Source organism: Candidatus Thiodiazotropha sp. CDECU1, assembly GCF_963455295.1.
Taxonomy (GTDB): domain Bacteria; phylum Pseudomonadota; class Gammaproteobacteria; order Chromatiales; family Chromatiaceae; genus Thiodiazotropha.
This window is the reverse complement of record NZ_OY734020.1, coordinates 2195698-2216633: the sequence shown is the minus strand read 5'-3', so window position 1 is coordinate 2216633 and position 20936 is coordinate 2195698. Positions and strand designations below refer to the sequence as shown.

24 protein-coding genes are annotated in these 20936 nt (G+C 51.6%); 23 read left to right on the top strand and 1 reads right to left on the bottom strand.

Translation table 11 applies throughout. The features are described 5' to 3' along the window. The first annotated feature begins 11 nt into the window (after positions 1–11). The 9 genes from R2K28_RS10100 (at position 12) to R2K28_RS10060 (ending at position 7833) form a co-directional block, all read left to right on the top strand. Positions 12–293 carry a hypothetical protein gene (locus R2K28_RS10100; protein ID WP_316369663.1) on the top strand — a complete coding sequence of 94 codons (282 nt, stop codon included), beginning with the start codon at positions 12–14 and terminating at the stop codon, positions 291–293. Positions 294–560: 267 nt separating this feature from the next. Next, a protein-coding gene (locus tag R2K28_RS10095; protein ID WP_316369661.1) for an IS3 family transposase occupies positions 561–1738 on the top strand; the annotation gives its coding sequence in 2 pieces (ribosomal slippage) (positions 561–816 and positions 816–1738; 1179 coding nt in all). A 456-nt stretch (positions 1739–2194) separates the two neighbouring features. Further along, positions 2195–2416, top strand: a complete 222-nt coding sequence (locus R2K28_RS10090) for a transposase (protein ID WP_316369659.1) — start codon at positions 2195–2197, stop codon at positions 2414–2416. A gap of 101 nt (positions 2417–2517) precedes the next feature. Then, positions 2518–3528 carry an IS110 family transposase gene (locus R2K28_RS10085; RefSeq protein ID WP_316369658.1) on the top strand — a complete coding sequence of 337 codons (1011 nt, stop codon included), beginning with the start codon at positions 2518–2520 and terminating at the stop codon, positions 3526–3528. A gap of 48 nt (positions 3529–3576) precedes the next feature. Beyond that, positions 3577–4605 (top strand): transposase, encoded by a 1029-nt coding sequence (locus R2K28_RS10080; protein ID WP_316369657.1) that lies wholly within the window; start codon positions 3577–3579, stop codon positions 4603–4605. Between the two features lie 257 nt (positions 4606–4862). Beyond that, positions 4863–5603 carry a hypothetical protein gene (locus R2K28_RS10075; RefSeq protein ID WP_316369655.1) on the top strand — a complete coding sequence of 247 codons (741 nt, stop codon included), beginning with the start codon at positions 4863–4865 and terminating at the stop codon, positions 5601–5603. A 2-nt stretch (positions 5604–5605) separates the two neighbouring features. Continuing rightward, entirely contained in the window at positions 5606–6328 is a 723-nt protein-coding gene (locus R2K28_RS10070) for a hypothetical protein (protein WP_316369653.1), read from the top strand. A 234-nt stretch (positions 6329–6562) separates the two neighbouring features. Beyond that, positions 6563–7585: a transposase gene (locus R2K28_RS10065; protein WP_316369651.1), complete on the top strand. Its 1023-nt coding sequence runs from the start codon at positions 6563–6565 to the stop codon at positions 7583–7585. Then, positions 7531–7833, top strand: a complete 303-nt coding sequence (locus R2K28_RS10060) for a hypothetical protein (protein WP_316369815.1) — start codon at positions 7531–7533, stop codon at positions 7831–7833. The genes R2K28_RS10065 and R2K28_RS10060 overlap by 55 nt, the downstream gene beginning before the upstream one ends. A gap of 351 nt (positions 7834–8184) precedes the next feature. On the opposite strand, the gene R2K28_RS10055 is transcribed toward R2K28_RS10060, so the two are convergent. After that, a complete protein-coding gene (locus R2K28_RS10055) occupies positions 8185–8757 on the bottom strand; it encodes a porin family protein (RefSeq protein WP_316369649.1) in 573 nt (190 codons plus the stop codon). Positions 8758–9788: 1031 nt separating this feature from the next. Here R2K28_RS10055 and fliQ point away from each other — a divergent pair. The 14 genes from fliQ to fliE all read left to right on the top strand — a co-directional run bounded on the left by fliQ (position 9789) and on the right by fliE (position 20915). Next, complete coding sequence (gene fliQ, locus R2K28_RS10050) at positions 9789–10055, top strand: flagellar biosynthesis protein FliQ (RefSeq protein ID WP_316369647.1); 267 nt, start codon at positions 9789–9791, stop codon at positions 10053–10055. A 4-nt stretch (positions 10056–10059) separates the two neighbouring features. Then, complete coding sequence (gene fliR, locus R2K28_RS10045) at positions 10060–10824, top strand: flagellar biosynthetic protein FliR (RefSeq protein ID WP_316369645.1); 765 nt, start codon at positions 10060–10062, stop codon at positions 10822–10824. A 4-nt stretch (positions 10825–10828) separates the two neighbouring features. Beyond that, positions 10829–11920 (top strand): flagellar biosynthesis protein FlhB, encoded by a 1092-nt coding sequence (flhB, locus tag R2K28_RS10040; RefSeq protein WP_316369644.1) that lies wholly within the window; start codon positions 10829–10831, stop codon positions 11918–11920. A gap of 13 nt (positions 11921–11933) precedes the next feature. After that, complete coding sequence (gene flhA / locus R2K28_RS10035) at positions 11934–13970, top strand: flagellar biosynthesis protein FlhA (protein ID WP_316369642.1); 2037 nt, start codon at positions 11934–11936, stop codon at positions 13968–13970. Further along, complete coding sequence (gene fliK / locus R2K28_RS10030; RefSeq protein WP_316369640.1) at positions 13967–15214, top strand: flagellar hook-length control protein FliK; 1248 nt, start codon at positions 13967–13969, stop codon at positions 15212–15214. The genes flhA and fliK overlap by 4 nt, the downstream gene beginning before the upstream one ends. Before the next feature lie 3 nt (positions 15215–15217). Further along, positions 15218–15490, top strand: a complete 273-nt coding sequence (locus tag R2K28_RS10025) for an EscU/YscU/HrcU family type III secretion system export apparatus switch protein (RefSeq protein ID WP_316369638.1) — start codon at positions 15218–15220, stop codon at positions 15488–15490. A gap of 5 nt (positions 15491–15495) precedes the next feature. Next, entirely contained in the window at positions 15496–16221 is a 726-nt protein-coding gene (locus R2K28_RS10020; RefSeq protein WP_316369637.1) for a flagellar hook-basal body protein, read from the top strand. 24 nt (positions 16222–16245) lie between these two features. Beyond that, on the top strand, positions 16246–17028 hold the full coding sequence (flgG, locus tag R2K28_RS10015) for a flagellar basal-body rod protein FlgG (RefSeq protein WP_316369636.1): 783 nt from the start codon (positions 16246–16248) through the stop codon (positions 17026–17028). A 1-nt stretch (position 17029) separates the two neighbouring features. Next, positions 17030–18019, top strand: coding sequence for a flagellar basal body P-ring formation chaperone FlgA (gene flgA / locus R2K28_RS10010; RefSeq protein ID WP_316369635.1), 990 nt, complete (start codon positions 17030–17032; stop codon positions 18017–18019). Further along, entirely contained in the window at positions 18016–18585 is a 570-nt protein-coding gene (locus tag R2K28_RS10005; RefSeq protein ID WP_316369633.1) for a flagellar basal body L-ring protein FlgH, read from the top strand. Before flgA ends, R2K28_RS10005 begins: the two co-directional genes overlap by 4 nt. 2 nt (positions 18586–18587) lie before the next feature. Next, a complete protein-coding gene (locus R2K28_RS10000; RefSeq protein ID WP_316369632.1) occupies positions 18588–19706 on the top strand; it encodes a flagellar basal body P-ring protein FlgI in 1119 nt (372 codons plus the stop codon). 68 nt (positions 19707–19774) lie between these two features. Then, the gene (gene flgB, locus R2K28_RS09995; RefSeq protein WP_316369631.1) at positions 19775–20164 is read left to right on the top strand and encodes a flagellar basal body rod protein FlgB; all 390 of its coding nucleotides are present in this window, start codon (positions 19775–19777) and stop codon (positions 20162–20164) included. 5 nt (positions 20165–20169) lie between these two features. Next, positions 20170–20613: a flagellar basal body rod protein FlgC gene (gene flgC / locus R2K28_RS09990; RefSeq protein ID WP_316369630.1), complete on the top strand. Its 444-nt coding sequence runs from the start codon at positions 20170–20172 to the stop codon at positions 20611–20613. Continuing rightward, positions 20610–20915: a flagellar hook-basal body complex protein FliE gene (gene fliE, locus R2K28_RS09985; RefSeq protein WP_316369629.1), complete on the top strand. Its 306-nt coding sequence runs from the start codon at positions 20610–20612 to the stop codon at positions 20913–20915. Before flgC ends, fliE begins: the two co-directional genes overlap by 4 nt. Positions 20916–20936 lie beyond the last annotated feature (21 nt).

Here is a 20936-nt window from a genome sequence, read left to right as displayed (position 1 = left end):
GGTGAAATTAAATGCAATTTGAAATGCAAATCTTAAACATATTTAACTTTGCTGATGGCCGTACAATTTTGGGTGGCCGAATAGATGGCGAGCAAAATCTGATCAAGCAGTGTAAATGTGAGATACGGAGGGGTGGCAATATTCGCCAAGTTATTAAAGTAGAGCGGGAGGAAATTGTAAAAAAAACCGATCCTACGAATGATTTGAGAGCGTTAGAGACACTTGATGAAGTGGATTTAAGTAAAGAGGATGCTCAATCGGGTGATTGGAAGTTAATATCTGTTCCTAACTAAACCTGCGTTGCGGTGAACTCGCGAAGCGCAACGATCGATCTTTAGGGCTTGATGCCTAATCTGTATTCCAACGCGGTAAAGCGCAATAGCGTAATGTATTGCGCCGAATGGCAATGGTAGGACATATAGGCGATTAAACCAGCGATTAAACCAGGACAGGCATCATTTGAAAAGAGCATTAAACCAGGACAGGCTGTAGTGGCATAGTTATTTTGGCCACCTGATTATGGGTGATATTATCACTCCAGACGATAAACAGGTGAACAAATGGCAAAAACACGCAGGAGATACAGTCCGGAATTCAAACTGGAAGCGGCACAACTGGTTGTTGACCAGCAATACTCAATCAGGGTGGGCTGTGAAGCGATGGGCGTCAGCAAATCCTCGATGGAGAACTGGGTACGACAATTACGCCTGGAGAGACAAGGGAAAACTCCCAAAGCATCGGCAATGACACCCGATCAACGCCGCATCCAAGAGCTTGAAAAGCGCTTGCGACAGGTGGAAACGGAGAAAGAAATCCTAAAAAAGGCTACAGCTCTCATGATGTCGGACTCGTTGAACAATTCGCGCTAATTAAGCGTTTACATCAAGAGAGCTATCCAGTGAATCAGCTGTGTTTCGCGTTCGGTGTGCACCGTAGCAGCTACCGGGCATGGCGGGACCGCCCGAAACGGCTGTCAGAAGCAGAGCGACGGTTACGCGAGCAGGTGAAGACCGCCCACGAACTGAGCAATGGCTCAGCCGGAGCCAGGTCAATAGCGAGAATGGTGACAGCACAGGGTAACCCACTGAGCCGTTATCGTGCGACACGCCGTATGCAAGCGCTGGGACTGGTGAGCAGCCAGCAACCTAAGCATCGCTACAAGAAAGCCGAGCAGCCGCATATCAACATACCAAACCGGCTAGATCGGCAGTTCGACGTAGATGCACCAAATAAAGTCTGGGCAGGTGATATTACCTATATTTGGACTGGTCGACGTTGGGCTTATCTAGCCATCGTGCTTGATCTGTTCGCGCGACAACCGGTGGGCTGGGCATTATCGCTGAACCCTGACAGTTCGCTAACAAAGAAGGCGTTAACGATAGCCTTTGAGTCTCGCGGTGAACCCAAAGGGGTGATGTTTCATTCCGACCAGGGCTGCCAATACACCAGCCTACATTTCCGCCAACAGCTGTGGTGCTATCAAATGGTACAAAGCCTGAGTCGACGTGGAAACTGCTGGGACAATAGCCCAGTTGAACGTTTTTTCAGAAGCTTGAAAACCGAATGGGTGCCTGAGGTCGGCTATCGCTCACTTGTGGAAGCGAAGTACCACATCACAGAGTATATTATTGGATACTATAGCCATTTCAGGCCACATACTCACAATGATGGATTGGCACCCAAAGTAGTTGAACGACAGTACTGGAAAGCACAGAAAACCGTGGCCAAAATAACTTGACCACTACAGGCATCATTTGACAGAGATACAGGGACATATATGGACACCCGGTAGTTGTCAAGCCAAATTCGCCCGTGGGGCTACTCAACGCAGCCCTTAGTAACGCCCTGGTTATCATAGTTGTTGGTTTAATTTGATAGCGGTAGTTGTGCTGACATATATCCGGCCTAATTTAATGGAAGATTATCTGTTTCTTCCTGGCCCTGATGAAGATCCGCACTTGACTGTCTAAAACAGTCACTCGGCTTTAAAAAACCATGTCCTAGCCAGACTAGGGTCAAGGCGGATGACCGCTTTCTCATCACTTTAAAACGCAACAACTATGACACAACTCACTGGTGTGGATGGTCCTGATAAGATTCCTAAAGGTACAGGTCAGTCACCATTTGAAAAGAGCATTCAGGTGCGTTAAAGTCAGGCGGTACAAGGAATGTACTCAAAGCCACGGAGCCGGCCATGACGATATCGCGCAAGCAACAGATCTGTCTTGAAGAAACCCCCTATTACCACTGTGTATCGCGCTGCGTGCGCCGCGCCTTCCTGTGCGGAGAGGATGAATTAACCGGTCGTAGCTACGAACATCGTAGAGACTGGATAGTGGAAAAGCTCAAGCAGCTGGATGGGGTATTCTCAAGAATAAACCAGGACAGGCACTATTTGAAAAGAACACTCAGGTGACCTGTATTCAAATGGTGCCTGATGAGATGGACGCCCTACCAATCCGGCGTCGATGCGCCAAACTAGTTCAGTGAACATAGGTTACATGGAGGGCGTCCATCATGAAAAAGCATAGCCTCATAGCCATCGATTTGGCAAAAAATAGTTTTCAGGTTTGTGTACTTGATTCGCATAACCACATAACACTCAATAAACGGATAAAACGAAGTCAACTCACCCAGCTCATTGCCCAACAAAAAACGGGACTATTAGCAATGGAAGCCTGCTATTCCAGTCACTATTGGGCCAGGCTATTCGCTGAAATGGGGCATGATGTTAAGTTGATACCGGCACAGCATGTAAAACCCTTTGTGCGTGGCAATAAGAATGATCACAATGATGCTCTGGCTATTGCCGAAGCGGCACAGCGACCTAATATCAAATTCGTTCCCATTAAGACAACTGAGCAGCAGGATCTTCAGGCCCTACATCGCATTCGCCAACGGATTGTTCGCCAAAGAACGGGGATGGTAAACCAGACCCGGGGCATTCTAAGTGAATACGGCATCATAGCCCCTAAAGGAATAATACACTTCAGTACGCTACTGAGCGCATTATCTCAGCCTGAAGCTTCGGAATTTAGCGGACTGATGAAAGAACAACTGCAATTAATAGCCCAAGAATATCACACACTGACAGATCGCCTGAATCAGTTAAATCAGCAGCTAAAAGAGATAGCAGAGAGAAACCCACACTGCCAACTACTCATGACATTGCCAGGTATTGGTTATATCATCGCAACAGCTCTCATTAGTGCTGTGGGAAACGGTAGTCAATTTTCCCATGCCAGAGAGATGGCTGTGTGGTTGGGAGTCACTCCGAAATTACATGCGAGCGGTGATACCGGCTACCTGTCGGGTATCAGTAAACGAGGAAACCGCTATCTGCGTAGTATGATGGTCCATGGCGCCAGGGCTGCGCTATATCGATGTAAGAATCCGCAAGATAGGATGATTCAATGGGCAAGAGCAATTGCTAAACGCAGAAATGCGAACAAAGCAGCAGTGGCATTGGCCAACCGGTTAACTGAAAGATACAGGGACAGTCACCATTTGAAAAGACCATCCAGCTGAGTTAAAGTCAGACGGTACAAGGAATGTAACCATGCCAAGGAGCCGGCCATGACGATATCGCGCAAGCAACAGATCTGTCTTGAAGAAACCCCCTATTACCACTGTGTATCGCGCTGCGTGCGCCGCGCTTTCCTGTGCGGAGAGGATCAGTTAACCGGATGTAGTTACGAACACCGTAGAGACTGGATAGTGGAAAAGCTCAAGCAGTTGGATGGGGTGTTCTCAATCGCCATCTGCGCATATGCCGTGATGCACAATCACACTCACACCATATTGAAGGTTGATCGGGAAGCCGCTTTAAAATGGCGTGATGATGAAGTCATTGCCCGATGGACCAAGCTCTACAAGCCAAGCCCCATTGTTGGTCGCTATCTGAGTGGCATAAAGCTAACAAAGGCCGAATTGGATGTGGTTGCCGAGGATATCGAAAAGTGGCGCCACAGACTCTACGATATCAGCTGGTTCATGCGCAATCTCAATGAAAGTATCGCAAGGCAGGCCAATGAAGAGGACAACTGCACAGGTAAATTCTGGGAAGGCCGGTTCAAAAGCCAGGCCCTGCTTGACGATGCCGCCCTATTGACCTGCATGAGTTACGTTGATCTCAACCCGATCCGGGCAAAGATAGCCGATCGACCGGAAGCATCAGACTTCACCTCCATTCAGGATCGCATCAGACATTATCAAAAAACACTTGAGCAAAGAGGGAATCATGCAGAAACCGCAACCACAGCACCAGCGCATTTAGCGCCGTTTGTGGGTGGCGAGCATCAAGACAAACCCACAGGCTTGAACTTTAGCCTGCCAGACTACCTGGCACTGACCGACTGGGCAGGACGAGCCATCAGAGAAGATAAATCAGGTGCCATTCCTTCAGAACTGGCGCCAATCCTGGAGCGCTTGAATATCGACCCGGAAGCCTGGCTGGATAGCGTCAAAAACTATGGTAAAAACTACAACACAGTCATAGGAACAAGGGAAGGGATCAAGCAGTTCACGCAAGCCATAGGTAGCGGTAGAAAGTGGTTCTGCGCGAGTGGGTATTCGTTGCAGATCTATCAGACATCGCCTGCCTGATATCATTCAGGCCCAGTCTGGGTCATGTATGCCAATCAAAGCGTACTGGCAGGAAGCTACTTGTGCCTTGTTCGAAAATCCACATCTAGGCCACTCAATTAGAAGATGATCATCGGTTAAACCTCCTGGGTTTGTCGATGGTGGCCATAATTTAATTCCAAAAGAACAAATGGAAACTGGGGAGTCTATTTTCTTCCTTCAAATGGTGCCTGTCCTGATTACTTAGTCCATCGGAAAGACTTCAAAATCTGGATAACGTGGAATATGCGGGTGGTATTAATAATTATGGTGCATACCCGACTGAGCCAGGTTTGAGCTGGGAGGCGATGGGTGATTCGCTAAAGGCACAGATCGCGCGATCAAGTGAAAATGCTCGTATCGCTAGGGACAACAGGGATTATTTTTCACTCGGGATGGCCTATTCTGAGAACCCGCTGATGCAGATGAGCGGTCTGGGTGATCTGGCTGTTTTTGGTACACTCGGGAAGTTTGGTAAGCTTGCTCCAAACAGTACTGGTCAGTACCTAGGCAGTAGGGTTTTTGTCGGTCAAGAGGTGGATAATTTATTTGGCCAAGGCGGAGCGGTAATCAATGGCAAGGTTATCCGTACGGTTCCTGCCGATGTTAGTGCGCGATTTCAGGGTATGGGTTATTTGGACCCAATTAGTAACACCTTTAAGTCAGCGCCACTAAATAAAACCATGGCGGTTGATCACATTTATCCGGTGAAGGAAATAATGAATCTTCCCAGGTTCAATAAGTTAACGACGGAACAACAAATGTCAATCATTCACGACCGAATGGAAATTGGGAACTTTCAACCTTTGCCAAAAACATTCAACTCATCGAAAGGGTCGAAATTAGACTGGGCAACCTACCGGAAGAGTAACCTAAACCCAGTGTATGAGCAGAGTTTAATTGATACTCAAATTGATATTGAACGTGCAATTCAGCGTCAAATTAATGAGTTCTATAAGTCTAACAAGGGTAAAAAGTAGATATGAATTTATCGTATCCTTATATCTGTGCCAATCAGGCCGAGGTGCCTAAAGAAGCGGTGGCTCATATAGACAAAGAAATATTAGAGGGCGTTGGTGGCGCTTTTACTGATATTTTTCCTACGTTCGGTCGAGTCTTTGAACATGCTGGCCGGACTATTGATACTGTTTGGAGTACACCTAAATTGGTCATAAAAAAGGGTGTGCGAGAGTGGGTGTCATATATTGTTGTTCAGTGCGGTGAAAAGAATTTATTTTTTTTACTACAGCCTGAATTTACAGAAAAGGAAGGGGATTTATTCGATGAAGATTATCAAATGCTTCCGGCAAGTTGGAAAGAGATTTATCGATGGTTTAATTCATTCTGTGTGACTGAGGAGGGTTATTGTCCGATGGATTGGTGGAACACACCATTTCGTTATTCAGCTAGGCTGGATCTTGACGATTATGAGCAAGGCAGTGGCGCGTCAAGTGAGGTAACTGACAGATTTGTCAAGTCCATTGGTTGCCAAAGAGAAAAGCTTCGTTGCTGGTTGTTGACTGAAAATGCAGATGCGCTATTTGTGAATGAAGAAGCTTGCGATGGAAAAGTGTTTCATGTTAACGGCAGAAATATGGATGTGATTACTGAATTACATGATCCGAGAGCGATAATGGATGAGTACTTGGCTCATTACCTGTCGGGGGGCAAGCCAGCAGAATTCAGCTTTATTGACTGTGGTTAAGGGGGCACCTCAAAGTCAGTAGAGCCAAACAACACCGGTAACCGATAACGGGGTTGTTCAGACCTATGCGGCCACTCCCTATCCTTCGACAGAAAATTGGGAGCTTCTGCCAGCTTGGGGTACGAGCGATCTTCCTTACGAAAAAGATACAGGGACAGTCACCATTTGAAAAGACCATCCAGCTGAGTTAAAGTCAGCCGGTACAAGGAATGTAACCATGCCACGGAGCCGGCCATGACGATATCGCGCAAGCAACAGATCTGTCTTGAAGAAACCCCCTATTACCATTGTGTATCGCGCTGTGTGCGCCGCGCCTTCCTGTGCGGAGAGGATGAATTAACCGGTCGTAGCTACGAACACCGTAGAGACTGGATAGTGGAAAAGCTCAAGCAGCTGGATGGGGTATTCTCAATCTCGATCTGCGCTTATGCCGTGATGCACAATCACACCCATACGGTGCTGAAGATCGACCGGGAAGCTGCTTTAAACTGGCATGATGAAGAAGTAATAGCCCGATGGACCAGGCTCTACAAACCAAGCCCTATCGTAAGCCGCTATCTGAGTGGCATAAAGCTAACAAAGGCCGAACTGGATGTGGTTGCCGAAGATATCGAAAAGTGGCGGCACAGACTCTACGATGTCAGCTGGTTCATGCGCAATCTCAATGAAAGTATCGCAAGACAGGCCAATGAGGAGGACAATTGTACCGGGAAGTTTTGGGAAGGCCGATTCAAAAGTCAGGCCCTGCTTGACGATGCAGCCCTATTGACCTGCATGAGTTACGTTGACCTCAACCCGATCCGGGCAAAGATAGCCGATCGACCGGAAGCATCAGACTTTACCTCCATCCAGGATCGCATCAGACATTATCAAAAAACACTTGAGCAAACAGGGAGTGGTGCAGAAGCCACAGCACCAGCGCATTTAGTGCCATTTGTGGGTGGCGAGCACCAAGACAAACCCACAGGCTTGAACTTTAGCCTGCCAGACTACCTGGCACTGACCGACTGGGCAGGACGAGCCATCAGAGAAGATAAACCCGGTGCCATTCCTTCAGAACTGGCGCCAATCCTGGAGCGCTTGAATATCGATCCGGAAGCCTGGCTGGATAGCGTCAAAAACTATGGCAAAAACTACAACACAGTCATAGGAACAAGGGAAGGGATCAAACAGTTCACGCAAGCCATAGGTAGCGGTAGAAAGTGGTTCTGCGCGAGTGGGTATTCGTTGCAGATCTATCAGACATCGCCTGCCTGATATCTTTCAAACCCAGCCAGTGTCATTTATGCCAATCAAAGCGTAAGCGCGGCTATATAACTGACAACCAACCACCCATACTTGAGCGGTTACAGATCGATACCAAGCATTGGCTCTACATGACCCAGCATTTCGAGAGCCGCTTCAAAGGGCTGGTCGGCATGAGTCACAGGCTCATGGCCACCTACCGGAAATTGGAGTATCGGCACACGCCGAATCTCGGGGCTGTGCGTCTATTGCTTACTTAAATAATACTCACCGATCCACAACCAACTGCATCAGCGCAAGTTGAGGTATCACTGCGGCCGACTCTGCGTGTTTTCTATATTTAGTCCCATATCACTAACACCCATCAAGTGATTTTCTCAGAAAAGACGCAAGACTTTAGTACGGGTAACTAGATGGCACAAGTATCTCGTTCTTCTCGTTCTGTTGTCTGTTATATTTACTTACTTGGACCCACTCTACGCCTATCCTACACCAGGGCGCGGGCACGCTCTGGTGTAGGCTGATTCAGTCTACTTTGACAACGTGCAAGAAGTGCAATTACTAGCGTGAGTGTCTGAAATAATTGTCAACTGTGACTAATACAACTAACCTTAGAATCGGTTGATATATGCGATGCTTACAGAGTCAACTGTAAAATCACCATCATCTTCTATGTCTAAGGCACGCAAATACTCTAAGCTAATTGCGTTTCTTTCATTACCAAATAATTCTATACCAAGACCATAGCCTATATCGGTTTCAGTATCACTGTCAGAAAAGCCCGCGGCTCTCGCAGTGAATTTAGCCTGAGTGAAGCCAAGCAGTGCATATGCTCTCACTCTAGGGGTCCCCCCGATTGGGAGATTTCCTCGAAAATACATACCTATCAGGTAATCAATTTCAAAATTAACATCTATTAAACCTGCAAAGTCTTCGATTTTATCTTCGCCTAGACCAAACGCAACACGGCCCTCCATGGCAAAAAAATCATTCATATTATGACCGACTTTGAGTGTCAGCGCAGTATTGTGGGTTGTCACTGACACTATATCATCATCATACTTTATGATTGAGGCTCCTATACCAAAATAATTATCAGCTTCGAGACCAGCAGCAATAGTGCTTGAACTAGTAGCAAGTAAAACGGAAACGGCCAAAAGAAGATAAGACCACCTTAATTTCATTTATAAACTCCTTAATTTTTTCTTGTAGAGCTAATTAACATTACTAAGATAAATTAGCATTAAACTAATACCATTGTTATTACAATGATGTAGCTGTTGTTCTTGTTGGTAATGATTTGACTTGTTTGCTTATCAGACTTAGTGAAAGTTGAGCTGGCACAACCAGTCATTACAAGTGCAGAGACAATCCCAACGGTGATAGACCTATGCTTGTTATTCGTGTATTCCTTTCTCCCTTTTAACTGCAAAAAAATATAAACCAGTTTGATTAATGCCCATTGCATGTAACAGCTAAATCCCTTTTTCGACCCTTTAGTTCCAGCTTTGGATCATTTTCATTATTATTTTTTTTTAAACCACAACGCCAACTCGACATCAGACAAATAATCAGACCAGAGACTTTCAATCTATACAGTTACACATGCAGAGTGAGATTAAGACTTAAACTAAATGCCTATTTAATAGGTCACTCCAGTCAAACTGATTCTAAATTCCAAATAAAATATAACGAACAACTGTCTTGTGGATACTGCTATTCATCCGCTGGCTTATTAGGAATTAACTTCGCATAATAGCCTGTTGTCATTAGTCAGATTGAAATTTATTCCATTTCCGATCCAGATCTTTAGCTTTATACAGAGTGTCATTGTTAATGGTAATACTCGCTAGTTCAGCCTTTTTAATTAAGGATTTACTATTCATAACTTAAGAATCACTTGACAAAATAAAGCAATTCTTAAGACTTCTTATTAGCAGTTCCCCGGCAATTTTCAGAGATTGCCTTTTATTGATCTCACGGGCTTGCTTTGTTTGATCGCATTGTGATAAAAATCAACCCCACTTTTACCATGCCATTTAAAACATATCCTGATATGGCGGAAAAAGTTTAGCCCATAGGGAATACTCGGATTTGGGCACATAGGGATTTGGTTGCTTGGACGGTAAAGCGCCGGATTCAACATTTAGTACATGAATGGTATGAGCATTCTCCCACTTTGAGTGGCTGATGCTCAGTCGAGGAACTGACGAAGTTGAGTAGCGATCTAGCGCTTGCGCTGACCAATGATATGCTGTGGACAGCTATCCTGATTGCCGCACCTGTTCTGGGTTTGAGCATGTTGACCGGGCTCATCATCAGTATCTTTCAGGTTGTCACGCAGATTCAGGAGATGTCCCTGACATTTGTGCCGAAGATATTGGTGGTTGCGTTGACACTCATTGTGTTCGGTTCATGGATGATGCAGACACTCTTACGCTTCTCCTCAACAACCATCGCCAACATCCCAAACTATTTTTAAAGCCATGCTGTTTGATACAGATACCGCGGTTATTACAACAGCGCTGCTTGTCGCCACGCGTTTCTCTCCTCTGTTTCTGCTCACCCCCCTGTTTGCCATCACGAGGGTTCCGGCGCGGGTGAGGGTGCTGCTTGTACTTGCGTTGTCTGCCCTGTTGGTGACTGCTGTTGGCGTAGAGCCGATCGATCCGCCGGCCACATTGAGCGGTTTGATGTATGCCATGATGAATGAGCTGATCCTAGGCATGCTCCTGGCTTTCGGGCTCTTCACGGCTTTCGGCGCCTTTCTGTTCGGTGGCAGAATTATCGATTTCCAGATGGGCTTTGGTGTCGCGAACCTGATCGATCCCGCAACCCAGTCCCAGGCGCCGATGCTCGGTACTGTGCTCAACCTGATGGCGGTGATGACATTCTTTCTACTCGACGGCCACCATCTGTTGATCCGGGGTTTAGTCTACTCGCTACAGAAGATACCCCCTGGGAGTACATTGCAGGAAATCGATGTGCAGGCGATCATCGCCCAATTCGGTGTGATGTTCGTGTATGGCCTGGCCGTAGTTGCCCCGGTGGTGGCAGTCTTGCTGATGCTGGATGTGGGGATGGCGGTAGCCGCGAGAACCATGCCCCAGGTGAACATGTTCATTGTCGGGTTTCCCTTGAAGATTTTCATGGGGCTGTTGGTGCTGGCCCTGTCGCTTAATTACATGGGGCCCTTGCTGGAGAAGATCTACGCCTCGATCTTTCACTTTTGGCAACAGGTGTACGGGTAGGCAAGTGGCAGAGCAACAAACAGAACAGGACCGCACCGAACCGGCGACACCGACCAAACTGCGCGATGCCAAACGTCGCGGCCAGGTAAGCAAGAGTCTGGAGTTGAACTCGCTGTTCATCCTTTCGATGGGGGTTGCCATCTTCTATCTGCTCGGCGAAGGGATGGTCTCACGCCAGTTGGCGCTGAGTCATGAATTGCTCTCCAATGCCCACCGCATCCAACTCGATGCGGCGCAGACCCTATCACTTTTTGAGTACACGGTGGATTGGATACTGTCCATATTCTGGCCGGCCATGGCGGCCCTGGTCGTGGTGTCAATATTGATGAACATGGCGCAGACAGGCCCGGTTTTCTCCTTTTTTCCGCTCAAACCCGATATGAGCCGCATCAATCCTGTTAACGGATTCAAACGTCTCTTCTCGGTGAGGTTGTTGTTCGAATCGGTAAAGACAGTGATCAAGCTTCTGCTCTTTGCCGTTGTGCTCTATTTCGCTATCTCTGCGCTTTTGCCCTCGTTGGTCAGCATGCTCGATCGAGATCCGGACAGCTATCCGCTCTATCTGGCGGACAAGGCCAACTCGATTGCCCTGAAGTTACTGGCGGTACTACTGTTTATCGCACTCCTCGATCTGCTCTATACCCGCTGGGACTATGCCAAACGGATGCGCATGAGCCGCCGCGAGATCAAGGACGAAGTAAAACGACGCGAGGGCGATCCGCAGATCAGGGCGAAGATCCGTGAACTGCAGCGGGAGGCAGCCAAGCGGGCCGGTTCTTTGCGTAAAGTGCCCGACGCAGATGTTTTAATCACGAACCCGACCCATCTCTCTGTCGCTTTGGTCTATCAACGCGGTGTCATGGCCGCGCCGCAAGTGACAGCCAAGGGCGCGGGTGAGCTGGCATGTAGGATGCGGGAGGTCGCGCGCAATCACCGTGTACCGATCGTTGAGAACAGGGCATTGGCCAGGCGCTTGTTCCAATCGGTTGAGATCGATCAGCCGATTAGTGAAGAACTCTATCCCCTGGTGGCGAAGATTCTGGTGCGTATCTTCGCCAGCCGGAATGGCAATGCGGGAGGAACAGTAGCCGGTTGACGGCAATAGGCGTATGGAAACGATAAAGGGACTTCTCCGTAAACAGAGCGATCTGATTCTGGTGTTCGGCATGATCGGTATCCTGATCGTGCTGTTTTCACCGATTCCATCGACCCTGCTCGATTTGCTGCTGATATTAAATCTCAGCTTTGCCATGCTGATTTTGCTGTTGACTTTCTACGTGGACAAACCGTTGCAGTTTTCCACCTTTCCCTCCATTTTGCTCATCGCCACGCTGTTCCGGCTCTCCCTCAATATCGCCGCCACCCGGCTGGTGCTTGGCGACGCCTATGCCGGTGAGGTGATCGACGCCGTCGGTAACCATGTGGTTGCCGGCAACTTTGTCATGGGCATGATCGTCTTCCTGGTGCTGGTGGTGGTGCAATATGTGGTCGTGACCAACGGTGCGCAGCGGGTCGCGGAAGTGGCGGCGCGCTTCACCCTCGACGCCATGCCCGGCAAGCAGATGAGTATCGATGCCGATCTCAATATGGGTCTGATCAATGAACAGCAGGCCCAGGAGCGGCGCAAGGATATCGAGAAGGAGGCCAACTTCTACGGTGCCATGGATGGCGCCAGTAAATTCGTCAAGGGTGACGCCATTGCCGGCATTATCATCATACTCATCGATATCATCGGCGGCCTGATCATCGGTGTGGCGCAGATGGGAATGGAGTGGTCAGAGGCCTTGCGCCGGTTTACCTTGCTCACCATCGGTGACGGCATCGTGACCCAGATCCCCGCGTTGGTCATCGCCACGGGCACCGGTATCATTGTCACCCGGGCCGCTTCCGACGAGGCGCTGAGTCAGGCGGTCTCAAGCCAAGTCACCAAATATCCGAAGATTCTGATCCTCATCGGCCTGACCCTGGCGGCGTTAATGCTGCTACCCGGGATACCCGCCTTTCCCGTGTTTCTGGTATTGCTGATGGTCGCGCTGGTGGCGTTCTACTCCTTTCGCAAACGCCGGCTTCAACCTGAGGAGAGCGAGCTGCTCGAGCCGGTGTCCGAGGAGCAGGATCTCTACGGCATGCTGGCTGTAGATCCTGTCGAGATTGAGGTCGGTCAGCGACTGGTGCCATTGTTCGGCGGCGACGACAGCCTGTTCATGGAGCGGATTGCGGTATTTCGCAAACAGTACGCCTTGGAGCAGGGATGCGTGATCCCCAAGGTGAGGGTCAAGGACAACAAGAAGCTGCCACCCCAGGGTTATGAGATTCGTCTCTATGGCGCCAAGATCGGCAGCGGCGAGGTGCTCGACGATCGGCTGTTGGCGATCAATCCGGGCCAGGCGGCGAAGATGCTGGAGGGGATTCAGACCAAGGATCCCACCTATGGACTGCCTGCCATCTGGGTGGTTGAGGAGCAGGCCCCGGCGGCACGCGAGGCGGGTTATACCCTGGTGGAACCGGCGATGGTGTTGATGACCCACCTCAGCGAGATCATCCGCCAGCAGTCATCCAACCTGTTGACCCGGGCGGAGACAGAACGTTTGACCGAAAGGGTCAAGGAGCAGGATCCGGGGTTGGTTGAGGAATTGATTCCCGGTGTCATGAGTTATACCGATGTGCAAAAGGTACTGCAGAACCTGCTGCGCGAGAAGGTTTCGATACGCAACATGGCGCTGATTCTCGAAGCCCTGGTCGACTATGGCAAGCAGACCAAGGATTTCGATCAGCTTACCGAACTGGTGCGGCAGAAGCTCGGGCCGCTGATCTGTCAGTCCCTGGCCAGCAAGGAGGGTGATCTACATGTACTGGTGCTCGATCCCTCCATCGAACGCACCCTCTCGGCAAGTGTTAAAAACGAAAAAGAGCAGTCGAGACTCACCATCGATCCCAATATGTCACAACAGATCCTCACCAAGATCGCCGGCAGTGTGGAGCATATGATGCAATCCAACCTGATGCCGGTACTGCTCTGTGCACCAGAACTGAGGCGTCATCTGCGCCACTATACCGAGCGGGTCATGCCCCACCTTTCGGTGCTCTCCATGTCGGAGGTTCCCCACGCGATCAACGTCAAATCATTCGGCATGGTGAGTCTATGAGCGTGACCCAGATAACCCACCTCGTACAGGGTGGCCTGGCCAAGGCCGGGGGCTGGTATGTGGAAGGGGATGCCTCGTTTACCCGCACCCTGACCATCGGCCAGATACTCAAGGCAAGGATTTTGCGCCACTACGAGGGAGGGCGCTACCTGGCGGAGATCAATGGTCAACAGAAAGTGGTGGACAGTACGATTCCGCTGCGGGTCGGGGAGCTGGTTCATGGCCGCGTTGCGGCGTTGGACGATCGGGTTCATTTGCAGCGTGTTGCCAGTGGCGACGGGACTCAAGAAGCGGAAAAGGCGATAAAGCAACCAGGCATTGCCGGCAGTGGAGAATGGCTCGATCAGCTGTTTGCCCGTTACCAGGCAAGCCTCAATCCCGGGGATCGGGCGGCGCTGATGCGTCGGGTCTCGGCCGTCTCCCAACCCCAGCTCATGGCCCTTGCCGGACTGGTGTTGAGCAAGCTGGGTACGCCTATCACCGCAGAATTCCTCAATGGACTCTACCGTGTACTCAATACCTCCAAGCTGCGGGAGCTGGTGGAGAACCTCCACAGTCCCAACCGCCTGACAACAGCGGAAACCGTTCACGCGCAGGCAGGATCGGACGAGGCGGTAGAACAGCTGGCCGGATTGATCGAGAGCGCTCGCCTCGATGCCTGGCGTCGCAGTGGAGAGCTCCCGCTGCAGGAAAAAGGATCAGACCCGGCCGCATACCCGGGAGATTTCGCTGCCGCATCGATGCTGTCTGATGACAGTAGGGAAGAGGGCGGCAGACAACGGCGGAATGATGCCTATCAGGAGTGGTCGCTGGGACAGCATCTGCTCAATACCCAGAGCGAGGGATCGGTGAGTCATCGCCTGAGCCATTTTCCACTCTGGTTCGGCGATCGTCTGCTGGAGATCAGCGTCGCCCTCTTCTCGCAGCAGGAGCAATCCCTCGACCTGAATGGCATCCGGCACCGCCGTCTGGTGTTGTCACTGGAGACGGCCAGTCTTGGCCAGCTGGAGATCACAGTCAATCTGGCCGATCGCCATTTGCGACTGCATATGGTTACAGGGGATGAGGTGGCAACCGAGCGTTTGGCTCGCCATGTCGGTGAACTCAAGACACAACTCGAGGGATATGGTTGGGAGATCGACGAGATCGACTATGTCACCGAGACGGAAATAGAAGACGGGGCAGCGGTGAGGGCGGTGGTCGAGCATCATATCACCCAGGACAGTTTGTCGCGGTTGATGTGACAGATGGCCGATGATGGACCGCACAAGGTTGTCGGCCTGAAATACGAACCGGATCAGGGATTGCCCCGGGTAATCCTCAAGGGCGGAGGAAAACTGGCGGAAGAGATTATTGCGGCGGGCAAACGAATGGATGGGCCGCCGTTAGTCAAGGACGAACGATTACTGGAAGCGCTCTATCGCCTCCCTGTGGATGGGGAGATCGGACAGGAACTGTTCGAATTGGTGGCGGCGCTACTGGTACATGTTTTTGCTATCGATGAACTGGCGAAGGAATAGATAACATGGGCAGTGCCTTGACGATAACTGAAGCAAGCCTGATCAACGGGATGAGGCATCTCGATATCATCGGCCACAATCTGGCTAACGCCGATACCGTGGGCTACAAGCGGGAAATGGCGGTATCGCGACCGTTCAGCAGCTACTTTCTGCAAGCGGGGGCGATCTCCTCCCGTGGCGACCACCCCGGAATCACCAAAGCCACGGATTTCACCATCGGGACTTCCCGTCATACCGGCAATCCGCTGGACCTGGCCATCGAGGGCGATGGCTATTTCGTCATCGATTCGCCCCAGGGAAAACTCTACACACGACAGGGTAACTTCATGCTGGATGCCGCTGGTTATCTGGTCATGGCAGATGGACATCGAATTGCCGGCGAAGGGGGGGCGTTACGCCTGATTTCAGACCAGCCGCGCATCGACAAGGAAGGCGTGGTCTGGGAGGCGGGAGAGAGGGTCGGCCGTCTCGACATAGCACGCTTTTCAGACTCCCGACAGCTGGAGAAATTGGGCAGTGGCCTGTTTCGGGCCGGTACTGCTGTTGCTTTGCCCGAGACATCGATGGGCCCCGGCCTGCGCCAAGGCTTTATCGAAACCTCCAATGTCAACGGTATGGATGAGATGGTGGATCTGATCGCCACAATGCGCCAGCTGGAAGGCGCGCAGAAGGTCGTACGAGGTTATAACGAGATGCTTGATCTGGCGATCCAGACCATCGCCGACATTTGATGTGCAGAAGCTGAGGAGCAATAGATGATCGAATCATTGAGTATTGGCGCAAGCGGTATGCAGGCGCAACAGACACAGATTGATGTAATCGCCAACAATCTGGCCAACATCAATACCATGGGCTTCAAGAAGAGCCGGGTCGATTTCGAGGATCTGATGTACCGGGAGATGGCGCGTAGCCGAAGCAGCCTGCTGCCGACCCTCGGTCTTGCGCAGCCTGTCGGTGTCGGCGTCGGTGTCTCTTCCACCGGCAAGGTCTTCACCGCAGGGGAGGTGAAGCAGACAGATCGTTCCCTGGATCTGGCGATCCAGGGCGAGGGTTTTTTCGAAGTGGTGCTGCCTGATAACAGCTACGCCTATACCCGAAACGGTGCAATGCGCATCGACCGGGACGGCTATCTCGCCACCGCGGACGGCTACCGACTCAGCGGATCGATCCAGGTGCCCGGCGATGCAGAAGAGATCGCCATCCAGAATGACGGCAGCGTAATGGCCCAGGTGGCCGATCAGAATGAACTGGTGGAGATCGGTTCGCTGGACCTGATCCGCTTCGTCAATGCAGGGGGGCTCAACCCGGTGGGAGACAATCTCTATCTGCCATCGGAGAATTCCGGTGATGGTTACTACGGGGTTCCCGGCGAGGAGGGCTTTGGCCAAGTTCAGCAGGGCTACCTGGAGGCATCCAATGTCAATCTGGTCGAGGAGATGACCCAGCTGGTATTGGCCCAACGGGCGTATGAAATCAACTCGAAGGTGGTTCAGGCCGCGGACGAGCTGCTCGGCATCGTGAACAGTCTGAGGCGATAAAGTGTTTAGAACGTCAGCGATATTCGCAGTTGGATTGTTGCTTGTCGCCGCCAGTGCAGGCGCCGGGCCCGCACAGACCGGGGCAATTGAGATCGACTTGCGTGATCAGGTACGCCTGGAGGGTCGCACCTTCACATTAGGCGATATCGCGCGGTTGGATGGCACGGATTCCAGGCTTGTGTCGAGGTTGAAGCGTATTCTCCTGGGGCGCACCCCGCGAGCAGGCGTCTCATCGCAAATCGACCGTGTGGATGTCGCATCGCGTATAGATCGTCTTTTGCCGGGAGTTTCCAAACGCGTGACCTGGAAGGGAGCCATCGAGACCAACGTACAATCCCGGTATCGCCGCTTTGAGCGGCAGGCATATCTTGATGCCGCCCAACAGCAAATCGATGCATGGCTGGGTATGCGCTACCAGGAGTTTTTCGCCGAACCCGTTGGCAATTATGACGATCTGCAGCTTCCTGAGGGCAAGGTATCGATTCGGGCCGAGGTGGCCCGCCGTGACCGGGCAAGCAAGCGTATGAGTGTCTGGATCGACCTCATGATCGATGATGCCCACTACACCACACTGCCGGTTTGGTTCGGTGTCACTGCCAATGCAGAGGCCTACGAACTGCAGCGAGACCTCCCTGCCGGTACATCGCTCAAACCGGAGATGTTGAAAAAGACCAAGCGAGACCTCGCCGCGGTCAACGGTGAGCCTGTTGTGGCGTTGAGCGCTGTCGAGGGTCAGCGTTTGATGCGGGATCTGCCCGGTGGGACAGTCTTGACCAAAGGCCTGTTGCAACCTGTTCCGGATGTGGTGAAGGGTCAGAAGCTGCAGGTCAAGGCGAGTGTGGGAAGCGTCACCCTGATCGCAATGGCACGGGCATTGGAGGATGGTAACCGGGGTGATCCGATCAGGGTCGAGAGACTCGACGGCAGTGACAACTACATGGCGCGGATACTCGATGTGGGCTTGGCTATAGTCGAGGAGGATTACCGATGATAAGAGTGTTACTGCCATTAGCCCTGGTGATGGGCCTGTCCATCCTCCCGGCGGGCGCCGAGAGCCTCTTCAACGAGGTCACCTACCAACCGCTTACCCGGGATCATCGGGCGCGTAATGTCGGTCAACTGCTGACGGTTTTGATTTACGAATCCGCATCGTCGACCACCAGCGCCGACAGCGATACCAACAAATCCCTGGATGTCTCGATCAACACCGGTTATGACGACACGCGGCATGATGCCACCTTGGGATTTGGAAACGATTCGAGGGGCGGTGGAACCATCAATCGTACCGGTCGATTGATGGCCAGCGTCTCTGTGACCATCGAAGAGATCCTGGCCAATGGCGAGATGGTCGTTAAGGGCGAGCAATCGATCGAGTTCAACAACGAAAATCAGTTCATCCATGTGCAGGGCAGGGTACGGCCCGAGGATGTCAGTGCGGACAATACCGTGCTCTCGACGCGTCTCGCCGACGCCAAGATCCGCTATGTTGGAGAAGGGCTGTTGGGGCGTAGTCAGGAACCCGGTCTTATCAGTAAATTTTTCAACTGGATATTTTGATCATGAAGTCACTGCTTACCCTGCTATTGCTGAGCGCTCTGCATCTACAGGCATATGCCGCAGTGGAGGAGGGAGTGCGCATCAAGGACCTGTGCCGTATCAGCAGTGCTGTCGAAAACAATCTGGTGGGGTACGGCCTGGTGTCGGGTCTGGCAGGCACCGGCGATTCGAGTCGTAGCGGTACAACGGTACGCTCACTGCGCAATGCGCTATTGCGCTTCGGTATTAATGTCGACACCAAGGAAGTGCGCAGCCGTAATGTAGCGGCGGTCTCCCTGACTACGGTCTTACCACCCTACGCACAGCCCGGCGACAAGCTCGATGTCAACGTAACCTCAATGGGTGATGCCCATAGCCTGGTAGGCGGAACCCTGTTGATGGCCTCGCTGACGGGTCCCGACGGCAAAGTCTATGCATTGGCCCAGGGACCGGTTTCGGTGGGTGGTTTCCAATACGATTTGTATGGCAATCTGGTGCAGAAAAACCACCCCACGGCGGGAATTGTGCCTGGCGGCGCCATGATCGAGAAGGGCGTGGAGACACAGATGGTCGATAGTGATGGCCGCCTTAACTACTCCCTCTACGATCCGGACCTGACCACCGTCAGCCGCATTGTTGACAGCATCAACTTGCAATTCGGGCCGGGCACGGCACATGCCGTCAACGCAGGCCGGGTTGAGGTTACACTGCCGTTGGAGGCGCGAAGCAATCCAGTTCGTTTCCTCACTGCAATCGAGGGTCTGAAGGTCTTGCCGGACCGGCGCGCCAAGATCGTGGTCAACGAGCGTACCGGCACTGTGGTCTCTGGGGGCAATGTCACCGTTGCGCCTGTGAGCATTACTCACGGCGATCTAACCGTGATCATTACCACCGACTATCTGGTCTCACAACCCGGTTTTGTCAGCCGCACCGGAGCCGGTGTTCGCACCCAGGTGGTGCCCGATACGACTATCGAAGTCAACGAGGCAGAGCCCCTGTCCATTTCTCTGAGCGCCAATACAAGCGTTGCGGAACTGGTCGGTGCGCTCAACAAGGTCAAGGCCACCAGCCGTGATGTGATCAGCATCCTGCAGGCGATTCGACGAGCCGGCGCATTGCATGCCGAATTGATCATTCAGTGACGGGATAGATTGCATGAATATTTACTCGATACAAGCAAGCGTGAATAAGTTTACGCTAAGGAAGAGAGATGATTGATGATATCGGAGGCGTAACCTCCCGTTTGGTTAGTCTGGCGCTTGACGTCTCATCGCAGCGTCAGCAGGTAATTGCCCATAACATCGCCAATGCCGACACCCCAGGCTTTTCACCCCAGAAGGTCAGTTTTGAGCAGCTGCTCGAAAAGGCCAACCTGCTCACGTCCGATCAGCCCGCCAGTCGTGAGCTGGTGAGTGAGATCGATCGGCTGCAGCAGCGATTGCATCGCGGAGAACTGATCGAGGCCAGCGAAGATGAGACGGTCTCCCTGGATATGGAGATGGTGAAGCTCACGGAAAACGTGTTGCATTACCGGGCCATGTTAGAGGGATTGGCAAAACGCGGCAGCTTGATAAAGCTGGCTATCACTGAAGGGAAATAGACACTATGGATTACTACGCTGCATTTGAAATCAGTGCCTCCGGTATGTCCTTGGAGCGGATTCGACTGGACACCCTGGCACTCAATCTGGCCAATGCAAACACAACCCGCGCCGAGGATGGCGGCCCTTATCGTCCATTGCGCGTAATTGCCAGGGCGCGGGATGCTGCCGAGTTCGATGGACGCATCGACGCGCTGTTGAACAGTCGCCATCCAGGGGGTGTCGAGGTGACAGAGATAGTTGCCCAGACGGTGGCGCCCAGGATGGTTCATGATCCGGGGCATCCCGATGCGGACGATCGTGGTTATGTCGCCTATCCCAACATCAACCCGGTTTCGGAAATGGTGACTTTAATCGAGGCGGTGCGCGGTTACGAGGCCAATGTACGTGCCTTGAATGCCGCCAAGGCGATGGCCTTGAGCGCATTGGAGATCGGGAGGTCGTCATGAGCGTGGAAACAGTAACATTCATAAAACCGCTGGAAGCGATTGAATTCGGTAGCGGGATTTCAGCGACCGGGACAAAAGAGACGGGGAATTTTGCTACCTGGTTTGATAGCCAGCTAAACGAGTTGAACGAGCAGATCAAAACATCGGAGGTAGAACTGAGAAGACTAGCAACCGGTGAGACCAATAACATCCATCATGTAATGCTATCCCTGGAAAAGGCCAAGACGTCATTTCAGTTGATGATGCAGGTACGCAACAAGGCGATGGAAGCCTATCAGGACATGATGAGGATGCAGTTGTGATGCTCAGTTCCAACCTAAACA